This is a genomic window from Thermostilla marina, from assembly GCF_054657455.1.
Window position 1 is genome coordinate 2,426,651 of sequence record NZ_BAAHYR010000001.1, and the last position, 21,334, is coordinate 2,447,984.

Sequence of the window (21,334 nt, forward strand, 5' to 3'; positions counted from 1 at the left end):
AAACGGTCGCCGAGCAACAGGGCTGTCGCCTTGTTCGATCGTCCGGGATCGACACAAGGCCCGGCTGGATCAACTCGTTTCGTCGGACGACACGGTTTCGTTCGGGGCGTTGATGTATTGCGTGTACCGAGGGTCGTGGTAATAGGCTTCACCGGGATTGCCGGTCACGATTGCGCCCAAGATTTTGGCGTCGAACGCGGCCAACGTGCGGTATGCGGCGTGAACTTTCGGCATGCGACTCACATCGCGCAGGACCGACATGACGACGCCGTCGACGTGCATGCTGACGAACCGGGTATCAGCCACCGGCAAGACCGGGCTTCCGTCGACAATGACGAAGTCGTACTGTTCGCGAAGTTTGCGGAACAATCCCCCGACCACGCCGTTGGCCAGCACAGCCATGCCGCGGAACGACCACTGACCGGCCGGAATGATGTCGAGGTTTTCGATTCCACTGTCGCGGCAAACCTGTTCCCAGTTCGCTTCGCCGCGGAGGATTTCGCTCACGCCCCGATCGTTCTCGATTCCGAAGACGCCGTCGAGCGACGGGCGACGAAGATCGAAATCGATGAGAATCGTTTTTTGGCCCATCTCGGCCAGGCTGATGGCCAATTGGGACGCAACCGTCGTCTTGCCCTCTCCGCCGAAGGCGCTGGTTACTAGGACCACGCGGGTTTCGTCTTCTTTGGCCTGCCGAATCAGGCGGGCTGCAATGCCCCGCACCGATTCGGTGAAGATCGCCCGCCAATGATGGTAGCGTTTGCCCTCGCTGTGCAAATGCTTGGCGGCTTTTGCGGGGACAAGCGGGACGGTACCCAACAGATCGAGACCGGTCGTGCGGACGACTTCTGCGGGAGTGTTGATGCGCTTGCCGCGAGTGTCCCACCACAAAATCAAGGCCACAGGACAGGCAAAGCCGCCCAAGCCTGCCAAAATGGTCAACTGGATTTGACGATCTTGATCGGCGACGCGCGGTTGTTGTGCTTCCTGGACGATTTCGACTCGCGGTTTGGACCGCTTCAGCTCGATTTGCAAACGCCGTCGTTCATCGGCGATCGTTTTGAAGGTCGCTTCGGTCGAGTCCTTTTCGGACCGCATGATTTCGACCTCGATCGATTTGATTCCGAACTGTTCGGCGACTTTGCGGGTGGCTTCGACCTCTTGTTGGAGCTGTTTTTCCTGCTGTTCTAAAATGGCGATTTCGAATTTGAGCTCTTCGATTTGCTGATCGATGTCGCCCAGGCGACCGCGGGTCATCTGCTCGCGGATCGCTTCGCGGCGCAGGTCCATTTGACGAGCGACCTCTTTGAGTTCTTCCTGATACCGCTTGTTGTACCGGGCGGCGATGTCGGTTCGGACCAATTCTTCGTTGCGGGCAATCTGGCCTTTGAGTTCGTTCTCACGAACGGAAAGCTGGATCATGACCGGATCGGTTTGTGCCGCGGCATTCAACTCGGCTTCGGTGACCGTCGACTGGGCGGCCTTGTTTCGTAACGACTCTTTCAACGCCAGCTCGCCTTTCAGCCGCATCAATTTGACTTGCGTCGAAGCCAGCTCGCTTCGGTAGGTGGCGAACTGCTGCAAAGTGATTTGTTGCTTCAGCGTCAAGGCTTGGCTGTCGGTCGTTTCCAACTGCTGAGCCAATTCCTTGAGATTGTTTTCGAGGGTCCGAAGTTCGGCTTGGGTGTCGGCATATAACTTGTCGAGTTCGTTCAACCGTTCCCGCTTTTGTTGCATTTCAACGTCGACGACTTCTTGCAAATACGCGTTGACGACCGCATTGGCGAGAACGGTCACCTCTTTCGCGTTCGGCCCGGTGACGCTGACATTCATGATTTCGGCGTCGCCCGGATATTTGACCGACAGATGCTCGCTCAACCAGCGAACCGGGTCTTCTTCTTGGCGAATCGTTTCAAGATTGGCTACTTTTGAATCCCGCAGTGCTGCATTGAGCACAAATTGGCTCACGATGTACTGCTGTTGAGTGCTCTTGTAAAGCGAGTAGTCTTGGCGACTTGCGGCACTTCCGCCTGGAAGTACCGATTCCTCGCGAGCGGCGACACGCAACAGGGCTGTTGCCGTGTACTGAGGAACGTAGAAGTACCAAGCCGCTGCGGCAGCCGCGGCGGCACAGAAGACTCCGGCCAAAGCGGAAACAAGCCATCGCCGACGCAGCGCATGCAGGTAGGCGCCCATCCCTGCGCCGGTTTCGGCTTGGGGAACGGCTTGCCACTCGGCATCCAGATAGACAGGACTAATTGCGGTACCGGTCGGTTGCCCCATCGGTGCGGATCCAGTCAGTTGCTCGAATTCGCTCATTTGGCTCTCTTTTCTCGGTTCCGGTATCGGTTTTACGCGAAATACGTCAGCTTCCCAGCCTGCGCCTGTTCACTATAGTTACGCCCGCTGTTCACTGACAAGAAACTACCCCTAAATCTTGTGCTAGAGCTGTGTCGCCACTCCCCTCAACGACGCGGCCGAATCCCTTTGCTCGCACTCGAAGATGCTGTGCGGGACGGCGTCGGTCGTAAAGTCAAAGGGCCTTGCAAATCCGATGCCACAAACAAACGATCCAGGATTGCCAGTTCTCCAAAGGCGAGCAGGACGGCCACCGGCATCATGAGCCAGCCGGCCAGATCATGTTCCCATTGTCCGGCATGTCCGGCGAAATGGATGAGCAATCCCGTCAAAGTGATCCGAAAAATATTGGCCAAAAGTGCGATGGGCGGGGCACTTATGGCGATTATTAAGCGGTCTGTCCACGGGCGATCGACGATCATCGCGGCCCCCACGCAGACAGCGAAGAACAGGGACATCATTTTCAGCCCGCTGCAAGCCTGGACGACCTCGAGTTGGCCTTCCGGCAGACTGATTACGTTGCCCTGAGACAACGCAGGGATGCCGAAAGTCTGCAACACTGCCGTGCTGGCCATCGTGCCGATTCGCTGCAGCGGGTGGCTCAACATCGTGGCCACGATGCCCGGCAACGGGAGCATGAATACGAGAAAAACGAGGGACGGCCATCCCCAACGCAACGCCTTCCACCCGCCCGCAGTCAGCAGCAAAGCGGCTAGTGCCGGGATCAAGGCCGCAGGTCCGAGAATCGAGATGAACAAGACGCGCGAGGCGAACAAGATTCCTGCGGAAGTAACGATGGCGACCCCGGCAGCTGCAAGGCTCGTCGGAGAGGGGGTACACGGCAGGTCGGCGGCCAACTTGCGACGATGCCACAGTAAGTACACGGCAAAGGCCGGAACCAGAAAGCCGTGCGCGTAGTCGGGATCGTTCAGCCAGCGGCTCACCAAGATGCCGACGGGCTCCCACATGGCAACTACGATTACGCCGACTGCCAACATCGCGGCCCAAACGACCGGCGACCGCATCGCCTTAAACAATTCGCGAGTTATTGCCGTACGGCTGTCGTCAGGCATTGTGGATTTCACTGGTTTGTCGGTAGCCGGGATGTGCCCTTTTATGCGTCTTTTCCCTCTTTGGGGTGGTGCAGGCTGCGCAAACTCCGTCCTCTTCGGGGGACGTTCCCGAACTTCGGCGCCTTTGCGAGGCACGTGTTTCTCTCCTCGGCAATGATCTTATGACGCCCTCCTAATTTTCGGTGGTGAGGGCGTACTACATTAGCGGGTAGATATATGTGCTAGTCGGCACAAACCCGCCTTCTGCTACGCTTCGAGCCGCTTGTGCTCAACAGAAATCTCTGAGGTCAAAAACCAAACTTGGACAACTAGCATAGTTGGGTTGTCTATATGCCCGGAATACGCGGCTTTCGGTTTTCCGGCTGGAAATCTCGGGGAAACCGAGGCACCCGTGCGGATTTCGGGATTGTAGCGATTGCGGCTAGGTGGTTTTCCGGGCATGCGGTCACCAAGGCTCGCTATCCTCGGGGGCCGGCGCCCTTGGCCGGCATTCCAAGCCAGCCGCAAAGCCGCTTCGCAAAAGCGAAAGTCGCCGAAAGCGGCTGACCGGAATTCGAACGATCTCCCATTTCCTGATTGGTAAATCGACTCCAGTTGCCAACCGCAGTTGACTCTAGTCCGGGCGAAAAATGTGCATTCGGTGAGATTGGCGCAGTGACACTCCAACGCCGATCCGTGGTTGGAGGACGTCCGTGGGGCGAAATGGGGATTGGGTGGATTCTACCATCTCGATAGAGTGAATTATATAACCCGCTCGAAGGGGTGGCGGTGGAGCCGAGTTTGCGCACTGATTTCGGCTCAAGTACACCCTGCAAGCGGAACACTCCCGATAGAACATTGTCGTTACGTTGATTCGCACGACGCCCAACTTCGTGCCGGAAGGTTCCGGCAACCGAGTCGCGGGCGATAAAATTGGGAGCAACAGAAGAGGCAGCGTCTGTGAGGACGCCTATTCGGTGATCAGGTTTCAGCATATATCGCTTGACCGCGATGTCAAGCATGGATCCTCGTATTCCTTGAGCGAAGGGGGGCAAAAAACGGCAAATGTCCCAAAATGGGTGGTTGATTCGCATTTCATAGGTGGATATTGTTGTGTCGGTTGGTGAAACGGCTCCATTGGTTTTTGAGGCCGGGAACGATGTCGCGCCAAACGATTTTGCGGTTTGCATTGCTTTTCATTGTCGCGATGTGGATGAGTCTTCCCGCCCGCGGGGAGCCGATCTTACAGCTTTATTTGGAAGGCGGTACGTACGATCCGGTATCGGAGTCGTGGTATCTCCAGCCGCCCGGGTCTTCGGCTGGTCAAGCGTTTCGCTTGTGGGCGATCGGCAACGTGGCTGCGAAGGGTACGATTGAAGACGTCAAGCTGGCCGTCGCCTACGGTGCGGAATATCGCACGGCCGAGCGAGATATCCTCGTCGAACTTATTCCCAGTTTGGTCGGCGGCACAGGCGAGTACTCAGGCGTCAGCGACGACTCGATACCCGAGACGCCTGAATGGGTGCAGTACGGTGAAGAGGGTTCCGTGCCTGAATTGGCTGACGGCACTTCCCTGCCCTCGCACGGTGAATACGGTCCGGGGATTGTGTGGCAAGAATTCTTCTTGGGCGACTTTACAGAGCCCGGCGATTCTCCGTTGGGGGATTTCACTGGCGCGTTTCCCACATCCTTCAAAGCGAATGCCGCACAGATCAATGCGTATGAGGTGAGCGTGCGGTTTACGGACGGTAGCTCCGCGCATGGGGTACGTGTCCATTTCGATCTCTACAATCACGTGATGGCGGGCAATCACGCGAAATACAAATTTGCCCCCTTTTCCCACGACGCAGACGGAACCGGCGACATCGTGCCGGAACCCGGAACGTGGGCGGCGGTATCGGGCATGATCATCGTCGGAGCCTGTGTTTGGTACCGACGTCGGAAACGCGGTGCTGTCTAGTTTTCTTATCCGACGGTGGTGGCCGGTCTCCTGGGCTCTGAAAGTTCCTCGAGTGTGTTTCAGGAATGAAACATCGCCCACGGCATTGCTGTTGTTGCCCGTAAACACTTTCGCGTGTGCACTGTCGACACCCGGCATCATCGGCGGCCGTAATCGTGCCGGACGACTCCTACGATCGTTGCAACCGATCCTTTTCCCGGCGAAACAGGGTGCGGCGTTGCGTTTGGCACACGGGATGCTCCGTTCGAATGCGACGGCGAATTGCCGTTTCCGAATCGGCGCTTGCCGGACCGGGACACTTCGCACCAGGAGCGACAACCATGAGCCGAGTCGTATTTTCCCGCAAGCAAAAGCGTTCACGCCGCGGGTTCTTGAGTTTCGAGTGGATTCTTCTTATCTCTTTGCTGGTCATCGGGATCATCGGGGGCCTTTCCGCCGTTCGCAATGCGTTGTTGAGCGAACTGAACGATTTGGCCAACGCGGTCGAGGCGATCAATGTCTGCGGCAACAGCGGCGGTTGCGGCGATGTAGGCAATTCTCCAGATCCTCCCGCGCCGCAAGCGCCCGGCGATTCGGACGACGATCCCTGGTGGGATGACTGAAAACGCGTCCGCTGTCGGCTCGGTGTCCGCACCGTAAACAAAACGGATTTCGTCCGGCCGATTGCGGAAGCCGCGATTGTTCGCTTGTCTCTGTTCCTGCGTGGGAATCGCTACAATGACGGTCGGACGGTTGTGATGGGATGCTGAGGATCGACCGAGGCAACCCCTACGCGCTGTGTGTGTTCGCAATTTGCCGCCTATCGATGGCCTGCACGCGGCCGGAACGGAGGAGGATGTCATGGAGGCCGAACACTCCGATAAGCCAACTCACCTTTCTCGGCGCAGGCGGGTGGTTTGGGGATGCTTGGTCACCGTGGCCGTGATGGCGACGGCGGGGGTGTTTCATGCCTCGCTTTTGCGCTGGCTCGTTGCACCACTGGTGGCCGACCCCCCTGCCCCGGACGGTGTGGCTGTCATCTGGCTCCGCAGCGACAATGGAACGAGCCCGAACGGTGACGGGGCGGTGGATGCGGCTGCCGCCTTATGGCAGAAGAACCCCGCCGCCGAAATCATTATCACCCAAGCATTTTCGAGTCGATTGGTGCAAATCGGAGTTGTGCCCTCGTTGGAGACAACTCTTCGGCGCGAGCTGATGCGTCGCGGTGTTCCCGGCGGTCAGGTCGTATTTTTGGAAAGTCGGCCCGGCGGACTGTGGTACGAGACGGAAAGCGTCTGTTCTTATCTTCACAGTCGACAGAGAGATGGAACCGAAGCCCCGGCGCAAGTCGTACTCATCGGTGAAGAGTTCGCGGGTAGGGCGGCAACTCTCCAGTTGCAGCGTGCGATCGGTGCTGTTTCGAAAGCTCGGCGAGACGGTGAGACAGCCCTGCCGTTTGAGTTCGCTGTGTGGGGTGTTCGCGATCGCCGATTTTCGCCGGCGGATTGGTGGAAAAGTCGTGACGGGGTAAAGGCTTGTATGTTCGGTTGGCTCAACCTTATCTATTCGTGGTTGCAGCGAGGGCCGCCACCTGAGATTCATCGTCTTGCCCCGGAAGACTTCAAGGATATCTACATGCGACGATTCGGAAGGGCCGAAGGATGACGGACTCCGGAGAAATCCAACGAACACCGAGCGGCAACGAGCCGCGATCGGGCCGTCTGCCCCAAGCGGTTCGTGCGCGTGTTCATCGGTCTCGCGCGGCTCGCTTCATTGTCCTGCTCGCGACGCTTGGGATTCTGTTCATGTTCGGCGAGGGCTTGCTCGGCGGAATCGGCCGGTGGCTCGACGTGTCGGAACCGCCTGTTCGGTCAAAGTATGTGATGATCCTTGGAGGAGGCGTCGAAAACAGGCCATTCGCCGCTTCGGCATTGGTCGAGTTGGGGTGGGCCGAAGAGGTGCTTGTTTCTGAAGTGAAGCCGCCTCCCGAGGTGGAAGATCAGATTCTTCCTCCCGAGCATGTCGTGACGCGAGAAATCCTTATTCGGATGGGCGTGCCTGCGGAGCGAATTCACGTATTGCCCGGCGCCCACAATTCGACGTTCAGTGAAGCGGTGAGCCTTCGGTCGCTGTTGGACACGGATGCCGAGTCACGGGTTCTAGTCGTAACCGATCGGTGTCACTCCCGTCGGGCGCGTTGGGTGTTCCGGCGGATCTTGGGACGCGACTCACGCATTCGGTTCGTGGCCACGCCCGATGAGGATTTCATTGCCGAACGTTGGTGGGCGGCTCCCAAAGGGGCTCTGTACGTCCCGGGGGAGTATCTGAAGCTGTTGTTTTATACGTGCCGGTATGGTGACGGGCTGTGGTATCTTGGGGGCGCTTTTGCGGTAGTGCTTGCCCTAGTCGGCATACGCCAATGGCGGAAGGTGGTGTCGTGCACCGTGGGATGACCCTCTGGCGTTTCACGTCTCCCCCGAAATTGTTCCCCCGTGTCGAGGATAAGCTGTATACACGTGCGCGTTTTGGGGTGCAAGCAAACCCGCTATTCTTACGGCTTGCAACGCTGTGATAAGACGTTACTTTTTTGAGGGCAGTTGCACGGCCCCCATCGGCGTTGGCTGTCGCGGCCTCGCGAGCGTCGACGCCCCACTCGGGCGATATCGGCGTAAGTGTTGTCTCGGGAGCGAGTTGTACTCATGATAATCCCTGGGGACCGTCGCAGTGGACGATGCAGCCACCCATTCGAGCTAGGGAAAGTGCACCCCCTCGACTGTTGCCGATCGGCGTTGACATTATGGGGTGTGTTGACTAGTATGGGGGGTAAGGTTCCCCAGAAAACGGCAGGACAACGAGAGAGGTTGGTGGATCGGTGATTTAGGGGGCAAAAAACATATATCTTCTGCGCTCCCTGGTGGTCGTTTTGAGGCAGAGTGTTATCGAGTCATTTGGTCCGGGGCAGGGTCAGTTGAAACCCGAGGAATTGCGCCAACCCAAGGAACGCTTCCCGGAGTAGAGCATCCATGCACCGCGACACGCTTCCCAGGAGAACCGGTGGGCAACAATCGGGCGCTCGCAATGGTTCTGAGGTATTCCGAGCAGATTCGGAAGTGGATGAACGGCGTGTCATCGGTGTGGAACGGGTGCGACTTGGGAACGTCTCGGTTTCGGGCGGAAAAAGGCGTGATTCCCTGAGTGTCCTATTGCGTCAGGTGCTTGGCGATGAGGTCGCTGCGGGCCTGACTCGAAGGTCCGGGGAGGCCACACCGTGCCCCGACCACAGCAGAAAGCGGGACGCAGTTTTCGCAAGGCAGTCGCAGCGTGCCGTTTTGTGGAAGGTGGGACAAAACGGTAAAGTCCTTTCGGTATTCGGCGATCCCGATCAGTTGTGGGCCGAATTCTCGGAAGTCGAGCGCAAGCAGTCGTGGGAGTCGATCGACGATTGGTTTGCGCCGTGGCCCCACGCGGTCGACGAGTTGACTGCCGTTCGGCGCGGTGAATCGGCGAGATTCCTGATCGACGCGCCGAACGACCAAGTTTGGAGCGTCGTCGTAGAACCGGCCGATACGGTGATTTGGGTTATCGCGACCCCGTTGCCGGAAAAGTCGGCGGTGGTCGCCGATTTATTGCGGGAAAACAAGGCGCTTCGGCGCGAGCTGAAATCGTCTCGGCGCGAGAGGGAACTCATTTCATACGAGATCCATGACACCGTTGCCCAAGATGCGTTGGCTGCCCTGTTAGGGGTAGATACGCTGTTCGACCATCCCGATGCGATGGAATTGGCCGAGAAGAAGCCGGAGTTTTTCCGAGGTTTGCTTCGCGTCCGACGGTTGGTCGCACGAGCGATGCGGACAAGTCGCGAGTTGATTCGTGAGTTGCAACCGGACGAATTGGAGCGAAAGTCGTTGCAGGGATGTCTTGAGAATTTGGCGGGTGAACTCGAGGCAGAGGGAATCCGCACGGTAATAGACTGGCGTTGCGCAGAGCCGACGTTGGGAGATCGAGTCGTTGATCGGATTGTTTTGCGGCTTGTTCAAGAAGGGTTGGCGAACGTGCGGAAGCACAGTCGGGCCGAATCGGCGAGTGTGGTGGTCATGGACGATGAGAGGAGTGTGGAAGTGCGCATCGTCGATGACGGCGTAGGTTTTGAGGCCGATCGAGTGGATAGCGATCACTTCGGATTGAGGGGAATGCGGGTTCGGGCCGGGATGTTGGAAGGGAGCCTGGAGATTGATTCGGCGCCGGGAGAAGGAACAACGGTGCGGATTCGGTTGCCTCGTACACGGCGAAAGCCGAAATGAGGTACAGCGCCGAGGGCATTTACTACCCGACAAGTGTGGAGCGGACAGAGAACTCAGGAGGCATTCTCGCGAGCGAGTGTACGGGCTCGGTTGCGTATTTCGTTTCCTAATTAGACGCGCTGAGGCGGGACATGGTAGCCGGTGGACGAGACAACTTGGGATGACCCTCGCCAGGCGGGAAGCTGATTACCTGATTGTGGGGAGATGAGCAAATGGAAAAAATCCGACTGTTGATCGCTGACGATCATGAGGTCGTGCGGACCGGTCTGCGATCGATGCTCGCCGGCAGCGAGATTGAGATCGTGGCCGAAGTCGGTACCGGCGAAGAGGCGGTTCGCCACGCGTTGGAACGAGACGATATCGACGTCGTGCTGCTGGATATCCGTATGCCCAAGGGCGACGGGCTCAACGCGTTGGGACGCATCAAGCTTGAAAAACAGTCGATGCCCGTCTTGATGTTGTCGACGTTCGACAACCCCACCTACATCGCGCGTTCGGTGGCCTTGGGAGCGAACGGTTATCTCTTGAAAGGGTGCTCGCGGGAGGAGTTGGTCGACGCCATCCGCCGCGTGGCCGCCGGAGAAAACGTGTGGACTCGCGATGAACTCCGACGGGTGACGGGCGCACTGGCAACTCCGCGTTTGGGTGCTGATGTTGAAGTGCCGTTGACCCAGCGCGAAAGCGAAGTCCTTCGACAGTTGGCCTACGGGTTGACCAACAAGGAAATCGCCATGGCGTTGAACATCAGCTATGAAACGGTCAAGGAGCACGTGCAACACATTCTTCGCAAAATCGGTGTTTCGGATCGAACGCAGGCGGCGGTGTGGGCCGTGCGGAAGCAGCTTGTGTAAGAGATGTGCGTCTTACGCCTGCCGTTGCGAAATGCTGAACGATTGAGAAATCTGCCGGCGGGGCTCGCCTGTTACGTTGTTGCCGGAGCGCGGGGGCCGTTACATTGTCACTCTGTCGGAGTTTCTTGGCCCCGGGAACACACCGTTTGTACGCGAACGATGACATGGCGCCGATGACATCGGCCGAGGATGCTCCGCTAGAATCGTCATGACCGTTGCCGTCCGCGAAGCTTCTGCGTGGGAACAGCACACCGACGGCCAGCAAGCGGATTTGGCGGGAAGGCCGTAGGCCATACTTCTGATGACGATCCGAAAACGAATGCGCCGGACTTTTACGGCGGCGGACCGAAATCAGGAGCGGCGACTTTGAAAGTTGAGATTGCGGTTCCGGAAGCCTCGCCGGACAATCCTTCCACCGAAACGTTGCGTGTGGAAACCTGCCGGGTGCTGGGACTCCCGCTGGCGTGCATGGATTTTCGCCGGACCGTTGAAGCCGTTGAGCAGTTGATTCGGGCGGGGCGTCCGCAGTTCTTCATCACGGCGAATCTGCATTACGCGATGCTCAGCGACCGGCTGCCGGAGCTACAGGCAGTGAATCGGCAGGCGGCTTTCTTGACGGCCGACGGGATGCCCTTGGTGTGGCTGTCTCGCTTGCTGGGAACTCCGTTGCCTGAACGGGTGACCGGTGCCGACTTGATCTGGGCGTTGTCGGCGCTGTGTGCCGATCGGGGATGGTCGATTTACCTTCTCGGCGGAGGACCGGGGGTTGCAGAGGAGGCGGCCGCCGTATTGCAGGGTCGTTATCCGACACTGCGCGTGGTCGGAACCGAGTCGCCGACGATTCGTTTGGACGATCGGATGACCAACGAGGCCATTGCGGCACGGATTCGCGAGGCACGTCCCGAATTGCTGTTTGCCGCGCTCGGGCAACCGAAAGGTGAACTTTGGTTGCGTGATTGGCACACCGCGACGGGCGTTCCGGTGGCCGTCCAAGTCGGTGCATCGTTCGATTTCGTGTGCGGTCGGAAGAGTCGCGCGCCGGGATGGTTGGGCCGCTTAGGACTCGAATGGATGTACCGTCTGCTCACCGAACCTCGCCGGTTGGGGCCTCGGTACTTTGCCGATGCCATGTTCTTGTGCCGGCGTTTGCCGGGCGAATTGCGCCGCGCACGTCGAAACACCGTTTCATCGTGAGCAACTATGGGAGGGCAACGTCGATCGTTACAGTGGCAGGACCGGCATCTTGGGCGAGGGTCACGGGGACGATGTAACGCCGTGACGTCATGCGGCAGACTCGACTGCCCTTGTCGCACCAGAAACAGGTGATTTGCAGAAGAAGTCTACGCGGAACGACGGTATCGGGGACTACGATCGACACGGGGTCTGCGGCATTCGAAAGCTTGAAGACCGGCCCGACGAGAAGCTTTCCCTCGTTCGATTCGAAGCACGTTTCTACGGCGATTGGAATTTGAGGGTTGAGTTCGATCGTCGGCCCCACGTCGATGAGGAGGCGAATCGGCACAGCCTTGCCCTTCGCGACGACTGTTTCGGGAAGCAAGGTCGCCTCGCGCTGGGCGACTTCGGCCCACTTGGGAACACCGTCGGCGGCGGGGGCGGGTGGGGTCAAGCCTTGGATCTCTAGCGTCGTTACTTGGTACGGAGGCTGGAGGCTCACTTTCCGAATCACGTGGTTGTTGGTGTCCGCAACGAACAGGCAATCGGGGCCGAGTGCCAAGCCGGCCGGTTCGTTGAAGCGGGCAGGTGGGTCGCGAAAAAGAGAGGCGTCGTTTCCGGCAATCGTGCGAACAGATTGCAAGGACGGGTCGATGACTTTGATCTTGTCGTTGTACGTGTCGGCGACGTACACCTTTCCCTCGTGATACACGACGCCTAAGGGATGCTGAAGCCGCGCACGATCGAACGGGCCGTCGACGTCGCCGAAGGTAAACAGCCGTGCACTTGGAAGGTGCGCCGTGCCGAGCAGGGTTTGTACGTCACCGCGACCGTTCAAAGGGACGATTCGAATGGAGCTTCCCTCACTGTCCGCCACATACAGGCTACGGCCGTCGGCGCTGAGGCCGCTGGGTTGCGCAAACGACGAATAGCCGGTTAGATAGGGACGCGGCGGCAGAAGCGGACCGTCTACGATGTCTTCTCGCCCGTTGCCGGCGTACGGGCCGATTCGGCCCTTTCCCGGATCGAAAAGCCAAATCTGGTGTGCACCGGCCATGGCGACGAAGATGCGCTCCTCGGCGGCATACAAATCCCACGGACTGTTCAAGGCGACGGACGTTGCTTTGCCTGGGACCAGCAGTGATTGGCTCCGGGCCTGCTCTCCCGTACCGGCCACGGTCGAGACTCGACGAGTTTGCCAATCGACCTTTCGGATCAGGTGGTTCTCGGTATCGGCGATGTACAACGCACCGTCCAACAACGTCATTCCCTGGGGATGGGAGAACTCAGCCGTTTCAAACGAACCGTCTTGTCGCCCTTTTCGGCCGCAGCCGACGATCTCGAGTAGTCTGCCGTCGGCGCGTGTGACGACGATTCGATGGTGGTTACTGTCGGCGATGAAGAGCCGCTCCGACGAGGCGTCGTAAATCACCTTTCCCGGAAACCGAAGCGGTGTTTCCGTGAGGTGTTCCGATTCTGGAGAAAAGTAAATGGGACGCTCATCCAGGATCCCCTGCCGACGATAATACGGTATGGCCTTGCGTAATATCGAATCGAGTGTTTCGAAGGTTTGTTCGCCGCTACGCGCCCAGACGATTCGCCCGACCGGATCGATGAGAACTAATGTAGGCCAAGCAGACACCCCGAATCGCCGCCAGAGTCGCATGTCGTGATCGTTGATCACAGGATGGCGGATCTCGTAGCGCTGAACGGCTTCGCGGATATTGGCCGTTTCGCGTTCACCGGAGAACTTGGCCGAATGCACACCGATGACGACAAGCTCGTTCGGATAGGCCTCTTCGAGCTTGGCCAGTTCCGGAAGGATATGCATGCAGTTGATACAACAATACGTCCAAAAATCGAGCAGAACGAATTTACCGCGCAGATCACGCCAGTCGAGAGGAGCCGACGTATTCAGCCATTCAAGGTCGTTCGGAAGATCCGGGGCCGGCATTTGCATTGGGAACGGCGACATTGGGGAGCCTCCCGATTGGCCGTAGACTGAACATGGTGGCAGAAAGGCCGTCACCGCAAGTATTCCCGCGAGGACCGAAATGCCTAGGCTTGTTTGCACATTCTTCGCGGGGAAGGCGAGCGGTAAAATAGACAGGCGAGTTGCGAAAGGCATGGTGGGGCTCCCGGTGAATAGGGGGACAACGGCAAACACTACAGTCGAATGCAGCGTCGTCCGGGAAATGCCGCACGGTGAGAGTATTTTAGAATCGTTGCCCTTCCGCGGCCAACTCGCGCCGAATTCTTTCAATAGCGGGTCTGTTCTCGAAAGAGTCGTGCGAGGCGCGCACGGCCCCACTGCCATCGTCCTCTTGCGTTCGATCTTTGCGATTGTCGCCCTCGTCGTCGGGGATATCGGCAAGCTCGGCGAACAATTCAAGGAAACGATGGTTTCGCGGTTTGACGAAGGGGATCAGCGTCTGGATGCGGTATCCCGCGTACCGCACGGGTGAGGAGAGCATTCGGAAGCTGGTGCGCGAAAGAGTACCGGCTTCGATTTCCCTGGGAAGACACTTCACGATCTGCCGATGTTCGCGGTACACCACGTAGGTTGCCAAACCGCCCATGAAAACCCATGCCGACAAATCGACCAAGGCAGCGCCCGCAAGTGGATCATGGTTGCCGGATCTGGCTGTTTGTAACACCAATAGGTTGCGGACCAGGCGGATGACGATCGCCGCGGCCCAGGCGAGAGCCAGGCTCCGAATCTGTCGGCGTCGAGGTTTGCCGCCTGCCGAGACCAAGCTCACGCCGATTACCAAAGTGCCGAGCGGTTGACCGAACACACCCGCCAGGCATCGAAAGGCAAACACACGGAGTGCTTCGACGGCTCCGCCCTCCGCAAGGCTCAGCTGTAGGTAGAATACGTTTTCGGTGGCAGCGAAGCCGGCTGCGAGCGTGCCTGCCAGAACGATGCCGTCAAGAGGACGTTGGAAACTTCGACGGGCCATCCACCACAGTGCAACCAACGCGACGGCTTTGGCCGATTCCGAAATCACCGTCCCGGCGAGAAGATACCACCATGGCGATCGCAGGGCGATGCTTTCGATGCGTCCGGCGACATGCCACGGCATGAAAACAGCCAGGATCAACAGTGTCAACGCGCCGGCAACGCACCCCCACGCCCAGGAACCTCCGAGAAGGTAAACCGGATCCTTGCGCCGGCGATCCAGCCAGTAGTAGAATCGCAGCGGAATCGATGCGGCGGCGATCGCCGATAGCGTGGTAAAAAACACGCCCATAGCGACCTCGAACGATGGGAGCGGACAGTTTCACCCGGATGCGAGGTGACGGTCGGTAGGCGCAACCTAATCTCGGTCGCGAGAGGCCGAGAACCGGAGGTTAGCGCCGTCGCCGTCGTCGTCCGCTCTGCGACTTCTTGTTCTCTTGCCCTTCCCGCGATTTCATGTTCGATTCGATCACGACGCCCACCGTTTCCGACCACGTGGGGATTCCACGGTGTTTGTCGCCGGCTTTCTCTTGCTTTTCCTCGCGGTCGGCATCGGAAGTCGCCGATGATTTTGATCGCTTTCGCCGTCGCGATTTCCGTTCAGATGAATTCCCGGACGGGGACTCTTGCACTTCTTCAGAAGAGGACTCGTCGCCCGACTCCGACGTGTCGAGCTCGTCGATCGTTTCGATTTCATCGACACTCGGGGGAGGCACGATGGGTTCTACGTCTTCCTCGACAGGGACCACCTTCTTGCGCCGGCGAGATCGTCGTCGCTTCTTTCGCGGTCGCACGCTCGGAAGGTCGTCTTCATCGAACAAGGTCGATGCTTTGAATGCGGATTCCTCGTCGTAGAACTCCACGGCGGTGGCGTCGACCGGTGTGAGCGCTTCGCTCTCCCGCGATTCTGGAATGGAAGGGGAGGCCGACTCTTCCGTGTGCCAATCACCGGGTGGCAGCACCGACGCCTCGACCACAGGGGTGTCCTCCGGCAAATCGGGCGAGACGGTGGCAACGAGAGGTGGTTCTTCGTAATCGAGAAGCTCAGTGCTTGCCGAAACCGGACTGAGGACCTCGCTCAGGTCGGCCGTTGCATCCGAGTCAGCGAGAGCTTCTTCTGCGGGTTCCTCCGGCATTACGGCAGCTGGTTCTTGCGGCGCTTCTTCGACCGCTTCGGCTGCTTGCAACAGTTCCGGCGGCGGTTCGAGCCCGAGGCTGCGGTGAACGTCTACCCACGAAGCCGCAGGACGCGGTGCCGACGTCGGCTCCTTCCATGCCTTCGATACGGGATAGGGCGAATCCGTGGAGGAAGCGTTCACTTCCGTCTCCGGCTCGGCAGACGCCTGCGAATCCTCAACGCCGTTATCGATCTCTCCGTTTTGATCAGAAGGCGAGTCGAGCTGCTGATCGGACTGTGCGTCCTCCGATCGGGTGGTTTGCTCAACCGGAAGGCCCAAGGATTGGGCCAAAGATTGCCAGTGGCTGCGTTTCGGATCTGTCATGAGATGATTCGCCTCGAGAAAACCTGCGATTCCCGTTCCGGTTCGGGACGAGAGTCGATCGCCCACCGCTCACCTCTTCCGACGGTGCAAGGCGAGCATGATCTTACCCATCGAACATTCGCCCAATATACGACGTTTACGGGCCGTTGGGAAGATCGTAGCCGTTCGAGATTTGCGACCGCAAGTCGGGATAAAATCGGATGTTATGGACGACTCGGGAACTCCGCATCGGCGATTTTGCCGTTGGATTCTCATGGTGGATCGCTACAATGCGAACAGTCGGCGGAAGGATGATCCGTGCCGACGCGGAATGCCCACTTTTTCGTCAGGGAGTAAGGCTCATGACACCCCATCACAGACGCTTCCCTTGGATTGCCGCACGTGGAGCGACGATCTGCGCCGCAATCACGGGCTTTCTAGCTGTGTTCGCGGTGTACGCGATCGCCGGAGAGCCGTCCCCGTTTCGCTTTGCGGCCGATTCCAATGACGGGCCGCCGCTTCGTCTGGTTCCGCTAGGAAACACGCCGGTTGCGCAGCCGAATGCGGAGGATGACCGACCGCGTGGCGGGCTGCTTGAGCGGATTCGACGTCGCCGCGAGGCGTTGCGCCGTGGCGATGAGAGGGCCGGTCCGCCTTCACAAATCGTCCCGGCTCCGTTGTTGGAGGGGGCTGCCGTGCCGGGACCGGTCTATGGGCCTGGGCAACCAAACCCGGAACGCCGCCCCGTGTTGTCGCGATTGCGACAGATGTTGGAGGGCGAGATTCCCGCTGTCGAGGGGCTGATACCCGAACCGACGATGCCTGCTCCGGGAGCGTTGCCGCCGGATGAACCTGCACCGTTTGCTCTGCAACCTTATCCCGTGCCGTCCTCACCGAAAACCGAGCAGTCGCCGACGGCAGAAAACGTCCCGTCTAGCGGTCCCATGCTGAAACCGGCTCTCGTGTCGCCCGAGCAAGCCGCTCCCGATTTGTCGGCTCCGACGGAAAACGACCATTCGGCCAAGCCGAACGAGGCGAAGGTTTCGGAGACCGATGCCGGCGACGACTCCGAAGGGATCCGGGGTGGCCCCCCCTCCCCTTCGTCGGCGCCGACCGTTCCCTCGCAACCGGCCGGCGGCCTTGGCGGGTTGCTGGGCGGAGCCGCGAAGTTGTTCGGCGGCACGGCGAGAACTGATTCTTCGAAACTCGAGGCCGACGAATCAGCCGAAGTTCAACCGTTACGTCGTGGTCCGACGCTGATGGAGATTCGCCGTCGTATCCTCCGACGCACCGCTCCTGTTGCCGTCGAATAGCCCCGCTGATCGGCAACGGAGATGTTGCCGATCGTATTTGCGGTCACCATCTCGCTAGCTGTGACTCGCGTCCTGCGACGCCGATCGGGACGGAATTCTCTTTTCGCGATGATGATCGCCCGAGAGCGTTTGGCAAGTCGTCCTCGCTTGTATCATAATCGGGTGGCTCATGCTGGTGAATTCGGCGGCGGAACGCTTCGACAGAAGGACGCGAGTCGTGACGACAAGAGATGCCGTGAAAACGCTGTTAGGGCCCCTCTTTTCCCGAAAGAAAAGTAGCAGACGCCGGGTCTTGGCGACGCTCGGTTTGGGAGCCCTCATCGGGCTATTCATAATCAGAGGGCATGATGGTTACCGGCTGCAGGCCTTCGACGTGCCGCCTTGGCCGTCGTCGCCGTACTTGCGATCGCAACTGACGAGTTCCCTGGCAAGCATTCCAAAGGATGACCCGAATCGGTTGAGGCACGCCGTGCACTACGACGTGCGCTATAGCGCGTTCCAAATTGTGGGTTTGTTGTGGCGGGATGCACCAGGAGATCAAGCGGCAGCCGAGGCGATGCTCCGCGAACTCTTGGCGGTGCAGTACCGCGATCCGACCGATCCGAAGAAACACGGGGTGTGGCCCCGGCAGGTTCCGGAAGACCGCGTCGATCCCAACTGGCGCGAATTTGTCGGATGTACCTTGATCTTGATTCGGGAAGCTTTTTCCGATCGATTGCCCGAGGAATTGCTGCAAGAGATGGACCGGGCCTTGTTGTACGCGGCCGAAGGCGCGAAACAGCGCGACGTGGGAGCCGGGTATTCCAATATCGCCATCCTGTCGGCGCTGTTGATGCAATACGTCGGCAGTGAAGAGAAGCGGTCCGACTTGCGCCGTGCCGGTGAGATGAAAGCGCAGGAAGTCTACGAGCGTTTCAGGCAACACGGAACGTTCGATGAATTCAATTCGCCGACATATTACGGCGTGGATTTGATGGGGCTTGCCCTGTGGCGTCGGTTCGCACGGTCGCCCGAAATGCGCGCCTGGGGAAAGGCGATGGAGGACGCCCTATGGCGGGAGATTGCAGCCGTATACCACGCCGACATGCGCAACATGGCCGGGCCGTACGTGCGGGCCTACGGCATGGATATGACGCAATACTGCGCCCTGGTCGGGCTGTGGATTGCCGTTTACCTGGATGATGCCGATCGCTCGCCGTGGCCGGCCGCTTTCGGCATGCATGCGAGGGAACGGGGATATGCACCAGTATTCATGCTTTTGGACAGTCGTCCCCCGACGGATGCGGCCGAGCATTTTCGACGGTTTGTCGGGCCCCGCGAACTCGTTCGGAAGTTCGGTACGTCGGAGGCACACATCCGGCTGGAACGCGACATCATGATGGGCACCGCACGCATGAATCGGGCCTGGGAACAGCATCATCCCGCCACGATTCATTGGTTGAGTCGGAATCGAAACCGTGTCTACTGGATCGCCTTGGCCGGAATGACTCCCCAAGTCGTACCAAAATTGCTCGACGACGGTATCGCCGTGGAACGCACCAGCGACAGCACGGAGCCGATCGTGTGGTGGGTGTATTGCCCGGAGATGGAATTTTGGGAGCATCACTGGCAATCGGAGGAATTGACGGTTTCGGTAGAACACTCGGACGGCGTTGCCTTGACGGCGCTCGAGCGGGAAGAGTCGAGTCACCACGGAGCCTTTACGGCCTTGCAATACCGTGTTCCGAAACGCGAGAAATCCGCGAACCCATACATCCGACTGCATTTGGAGAAGAGGCCATGAACCGAATTTGCGGCGTGTTGTTGATCATCTTGTGCGAAACGTTATGGGGCATGGGGCTCGACGTTTTTGCTGCCGATTTGGAAGTGTTTCCGCCGGAAACGCAGGCGAAGATTTCGTTCGACGGGGCCACGAAATTCACCTCGATCGGAGAGGCAACCGCGGTAGCGAAGCCCGGCGACACCATTTTGATTCACGGCGGGGTGTATCGGGAACGTATCCGCCTGCCGTCGGGAGAGCCGGGAAAGCCGATCGTTCTGCGAGCCGTTTCCGGGGAAAACGTATGGATTTCAGGAGGGACGCCCGTAAAAGAATGGCAACCCGCCGGAAGGAACCTGTGGACGGCGCGTCTAGATTCACGACCGAAGAAGGTTCTTCTCGCCAAACGCCGACTGCCGGTAGCGCGGTTGCCTCGTGAAGGTTGGTGGCGCAGCGTCCGGGCGCGACAAAACGAAATCGAAGACCCCGTCCATTTGCGGTCCCTTTCGGCGACGACGGGAGGTGAAATCTACGTATGGATCGCCAACGGCAACACGTTCGGTCGATACCCCATTCGGGAGATCGTACCGGAACAAGGTGCGGTGCGATTCGATATGGGAAACGACAGCCGCAGGCTTTCCGACGGAGACCGATACTGGCTGGAGAACCGTGTGGAGTGGATCCGCGAGCCGGGGGATTGGGCAGTGGAGGAACTCGGCGACGGCTTTCGGTTGACGATATGCGCTCCGTCGGCCGAGGCACTGGCAGAGGTTGAGGTTGTATTGGGTGAAGGCTCGCTGGTTGCAGGGCGAAAGGTGCACGACGTCGTACTCGAGGGAATAGGCGTCTACGGGGCGCCTCGCGACGGTGTCGAGGTCATGGAGGGAGAACGCGTTGTGGTACGCCGTTGCGGTGCGTGGGAATGCGGACGCACCGGAATCTCGCTTCGGGCAGTAAAACAGTGTTCTGTGGAAGGGTGCACTGCTTGGTGGAACGGGGCGGGAATTTCGATCAGCTATTCCGACGATGTTGCGATACGTCACTGTGATGCCGGGTACAACGATGTCGACGGCCTCTTGGTCACGTGGAAATCACGAAACGTGGACGTTGTCGAAAACTGCTCGCACCATCACTTGCGCTGGGGGCATCCCGACAACGTACAGCTTTACCGCGACGTCGAAAAAGTGCGGTTCGAACGGAATCTGTTCTTGGCCGGCGGCCAGACAATCATGATGGAAGAGGCACGCGATTTGACCTTCGAGGGAAACGCCTTCGTCGGATGCGCCGCAAACATGCTTATTTTCGGACACGGAAACGCGGGTGATGCCGATATCAGACGGAATACGTTCTTGTGTTCCGGTTATTCGTGTATGAGTCTGACCGCCCGCGATTACCGCGTGTTCGAAAACATCTTCATGACCGGTCACGGAGGCATTGTGTACGGTGTGCGCGGTGTGCCGGGCTACCAAGCCGATCGAAACCTGTTTTGGGGGTCGACGCGGGCCGCGTCCCCTCAAATCATGGCTACCGATGCCGGTTGGTTGCGCGACTTCGAGGCCGTGAGACGCTCCACCGGTCAGGATGGCTCTTCGCGTTATACCGATCCCGGCTTGCAACACGCGCCGATCGCCTTCGCGGTTTTCGATTCCAAACGGTTGACCGAATGCACGCACGCAACAGTCGTGTTGCGTTCCGGAGTCGAATTGTTTCGAGTCGGTGATCATGTGGAATTTGATTTCGACGGTGTCGTGCGGAAGGTGACGGCAATCGACGGCGACGAATTGACGATCGATCCTCCGCTCGACGTGTTGCCGGTGAAGAGCATGCTTGTGGCGAATTGGGGACAAAGCCGATCGGTTGCGTTGGATATTCGACCGACCGACGCGAGTCCTGCACGACGATTGGGGGAAAACGGCGCCGTCGGTGCCGACCTGGATGTGCAGGCGTATTTGCGCGGTGATTTCAATGCCGACGGCAAGCCCGATCGCTTTCCCACGCCCGGCGAATTGGGGATCGGCGATTTGTGATGTCTTTCTTGCTTCGCCCCATTGGGCAGCGAAGGAAAGAGCGTGGTCGTCGCCTCTACCCGCCGAGGTGTTGCGACGACCATTCGCATTATTATCACGACGCACGTTGTCTATGATC

At 59.0% G+C, this 21,334-nt stretch carries 15 protein-coding genes; 10 read left to right on the forward strand and 5 right to left on the reverse strand.

From position 1 onward, the window contains the following. Nucleotides 1-69: 69 nt before the first annotated feature. Nucleotides 70-2,319, reverse strand: coding sequence for a polysaccharide biosynthesis tyrosine autokinase (locus ACYQ2I_RS08950; protein ID WP_460166667.1), 2,250 nt, complete (start codon nucleotides 2,317-2,319; stop codon nucleotides 70-72). A 146-nt stretch (nucleotides 2,320-2,465) separates the two neighbouring features. Then, nucleotides 2,466-3,431 (reverse strand): exosortase/archaeosortase family protein, encoded by a 966-nt coding sequence (locus tag ACYQ2I_RS08955; protein ID WP_460166668.1) that lies wholly within the window; start codon nucleotides 3,429-3,431, stop codon nucleotides 2,466-2,468. 1,138 nt (nucleotides 3,432-4,569) lie between these two features. On the opposite strand from ACYQ2I_RS08955, the gene ACYQ2I_RS08960 reads away from it, so the two are divergent. The 7 genes from ACYQ2I_RS08960 to ACYQ2I_RS08990 all read left to right on the forward strand — a co-directional run bounded on the left by ACYQ2I_RS08960 (nucleotide 4,570) and on the right by ACYQ2I_RS08990 (nucleotide 11,695). Continuing rightward, complete coding sequence (locus tag ACYQ2I_RS08960) at nucleotides 4,570-5,370, forward strand: choice-of-anchor N protein (protein ID WP_460166669.1); 801 nt, start codon at nucleotides 4,570-4,572, stop codon at nucleotides 5,368-5,370. A gap of 320 nt (nucleotides 5,371-5,690) precedes the next feature. Next, nucleotides 5,691-5,972 (forward strand): hypothetical protein, encoded by a 282-nt coding sequence (locus ACYQ2I_RS08965; RefSeq protein ID WP_460166670.1) that lies wholly within the window; start codon nucleotides 5,691-5,693, stop codon nucleotides 5,970-5,972. Nucleotides 5,973-6,210: 238 nt separating this feature from the next. Continuing rightward, nucleotides 6,211-7,014, forward strand: coding sequence for a hypothetical protein (locus ACYQ2I_RS08970; protein WP_460166671.1), 804 nt, complete (start codon nucleotides 6,211-6,213; stop codon nucleotides 7,012-7,014). Next, the gene (locus ACYQ2I_RS08975) at nucleotides 7,011-7,802 is read left to right on the forward strand and encodes a YdcF family protein (protein ID WP_460166672.1); all 792 of its coding nucleotides are present in this window, start codon (nucleotides 7,011-7,013) and stop codon (nucleotides 7,800-7,802) included. The genes ACYQ2I_RS08970 and ACYQ2I_RS08975 overlap by 4 nt, the downstream gene beginning before the upstream one ends. An 885-nt stretch (nucleotides 7,803-8,687) precedes the next feature. Further along, nucleotides 8,688-9,650 (forward strand): sensor histidine kinase, encoded by a 963-nt coding sequence (locus ACYQ2I_RS08980; protein ID WP_460168408.1) that lies wholly within the window; start codon nucleotides 8,688-8,690, stop codon nucleotides 9,648-9,650. A gap of 212 nt (nucleotides 9,651-9,862) precedes the next feature. Continuing rightward, entirely contained in the window at nucleotides 9,863-10,501 is a 639-nt protein-coding gene (locus tag ACYQ2I_RS08985; protein ID WP_460166673.1) for a response regulator, read from the forward strand. 366 nt (nucleotides 10,502-10,867) lie between these two features. Then, nucleotides 10,868-11,695, forward strand: coding sequence for a WecB/TagA/CpsF family glycosyltransferase (locus tag ACYQ2I_RS08990; RefSeq protein ID WP_460166674.1), 828 nt, complete (start codon nucleotides 10,868-10,870; stop codon nucleotides 11,693-11,695). Between the two features lie 4 nt (nucleotides 11,696-11,699). On the opposite strand, the gene ACYQ2I_RS08995 is transcribed toward ACYQ2I_RS08990, so the two are convergent. The 3 genes from ACYQ2I_RS08995 to ACYQ2I_RS09005 form a co-directional block, all read right to left on the reverse strand. After that, on the reverse strand, nucleotides 11,700-13,649 hold the full coding sequence (locus ACYQ2I_RS08995) for a thioredoxin-like domain-containing protein (protein ID WP_460166675.1): 1,950 nt from the start codon (nucleotides 13,647-13,649) through the stop codon (nucleotides 11,700-11,702). A gap of 241 nt (nucleotides 13,650-13,890) precedes the next feature. Continuing rightward, complete coding sequence (locus tag ACYQ2I_RS09000) at nucleotides 13,891-14,928, reverse strand: PrsW family intramembrane metalloprotease (RefSeq protein ID WP_460166676.1); 1,038 nt, start codon at nucleotides 14,926-14,928, stop codon at nucleotides 13,891-13,893. 100 nt (nucleotides 14,929-15,028) lie between these two features. Further along, nucleotides 15,029-16,138: a hypothetical protein gene (locus ACYQ2I_RS09005; protein WP_460166677.1), complete on the reverse strand. Its 1,110-nt coding sequence runs from the start codon at nucleotides 16,136-16,138 to the stop codon at nucleotides 15,029-15,031. A 341-nt stretch (nucleotides 16,139-16,479) separates the two neighbouring features. Between ACYQ2I_RS09005 and ACYQ2I_RS09010 the strand changes: the two genes are divergently transcribed. From ACYQ2I_RS09010 to ACYQ2I_RS09020, 3 genes are all read left to right on the forward strand, one after another. Next, nucleotides 16,480-17,430: a hypothetical protein gene (locus ACYQ2I_RS09010; protein WP_460166678.1), complete on the forward strand. Its 951-nt coding sequence runs from the start codon at nucleotides 16,480-16,482 to the stop codon at nucleotides 17,428-17,430. A 469-nt stretch (nucleotides 17,431-17,899) separates the two neighbouring features. Continuing rightward, nucleotides 17,900-19,213 (forward strand): hypothetical protein, encoded by a 1,314-nt coding sequence (locus ACYQ2I_RS09015; protein WP_460166679.1) that lies wholly within the window; start codon nucleotides 17,900-17,902, stop codon nucleotides 19,211-19,213. After that, nucleotides 19,210-21,216 (forward strand): right-handed parallel beta-helix repeat-containing protein, encoded by a 2,007-nt coding sequence (locus ACYQ2I_RS09020; RefSeq protein WP_460166680.1) that lies wholly within the window; start codon nucleotides 19,210-19,212, stop codon nucleotides 21,214-21,216. Before ACYQ2I_RS09015 ends, ACYQ2I_RS09020 begins: the two co-directional genes overlap by 4 nt. The last annotated feature ends 118 nt before the right edge of the window (nucleotides 21,217-21,334 follow it).

Excerpts from the sequence above, each read along its gene's own strand:
- ACYQ2I_RS08955 (WP_460166668.1), bottom strand. The coding sequence starts at position 3,431 with ATGCCTGACGACAGCCGTACGGCAATAACTCGCGAATTGTTTAAGGCG.
- ACYQ2I_RS09010 (WP_460166678.1), top strand. The coding sequence starts at position 16,480 with ATGACACCCCATCACAGACGCTTCCCTTGGATTGCCGCACGTGGAGCG.
- ACYQ2I_RS08965 (WP_460166670.1), top strand. The coding sequence starts at position 5,691 with ATGAGCCGAGTCGTATTTTCCCGCAAGCAAAAGCGTTCACGCCGCGGG.
- ACYQ2I_RS08950 (WP_460166667.1), bottom strand. The coding sequence starts at position 2,319 with ATGAGCGAATTCGAGCAACTGACTGGATCCGCACCGATGGGGCAACCG.
- ACYQ2I_RS08970 (WP_460166671.1), top strand. The coding sequence starts at position 6,211 with ATGGAGGCCGAACACTCCGATAAGCCAACTCACCTTTCTCGGCGCAGG.
- ACYQ2I_RS08985 (WP_460166673.1), top strand. The coding sequence starts at position 9,863 with ATGGAAAAAATCCGACTGTTGATCGCTGACGATCATGAGGTCGTGCGG.
- ACYQ2I_RS08995 (WP_460166675.1), bottom strand. The coding sequence starts at position 13,649 with ATGTCGCCGTTCCCAATGCAAATGCCGGCCCCGGATCTTCCGAACGAC.
- ACYQ2I_RS08960 (WP_460166669.1), top strand. The coding sequence starts at position 4,570 with ATGTCGCGCCAAACGATTTTGCGGTTTGCATTGCTTTTCATTGTCGCG.
- ACYQ2I_RS09000 (WP_460166676.1), bottom strand. The coding sequence starts at position 14,928 with ATGGGCGTGTTTTTTACCACGCTATCGGCGATCGCCGCCGCATCGATT.
- ACYQ2I_RS08975 (WP_460166672.1), top strand. The coding sequence starts at position 7,011 with ATGACGGACTCCGGAGAAATCCAACGAACACCGAGCGGCAACGAGCCG.
- ACYQ2I_RS09005 (WP_460166677.1), bottom strand. The coding sequence starts at position 16,138 with ATGACAGATCCGAAACGCAGCCACTGGCAATCTTTGGCCCAATCCTTG.
- ACYQ2I_RS09020 (WP_460166680.1), top strand. The coding sequence starts at position 19,210 with ATGAACCGAATTTGCGGCGTGTTGTTGATCATCTTGTGCGAAACGTTA.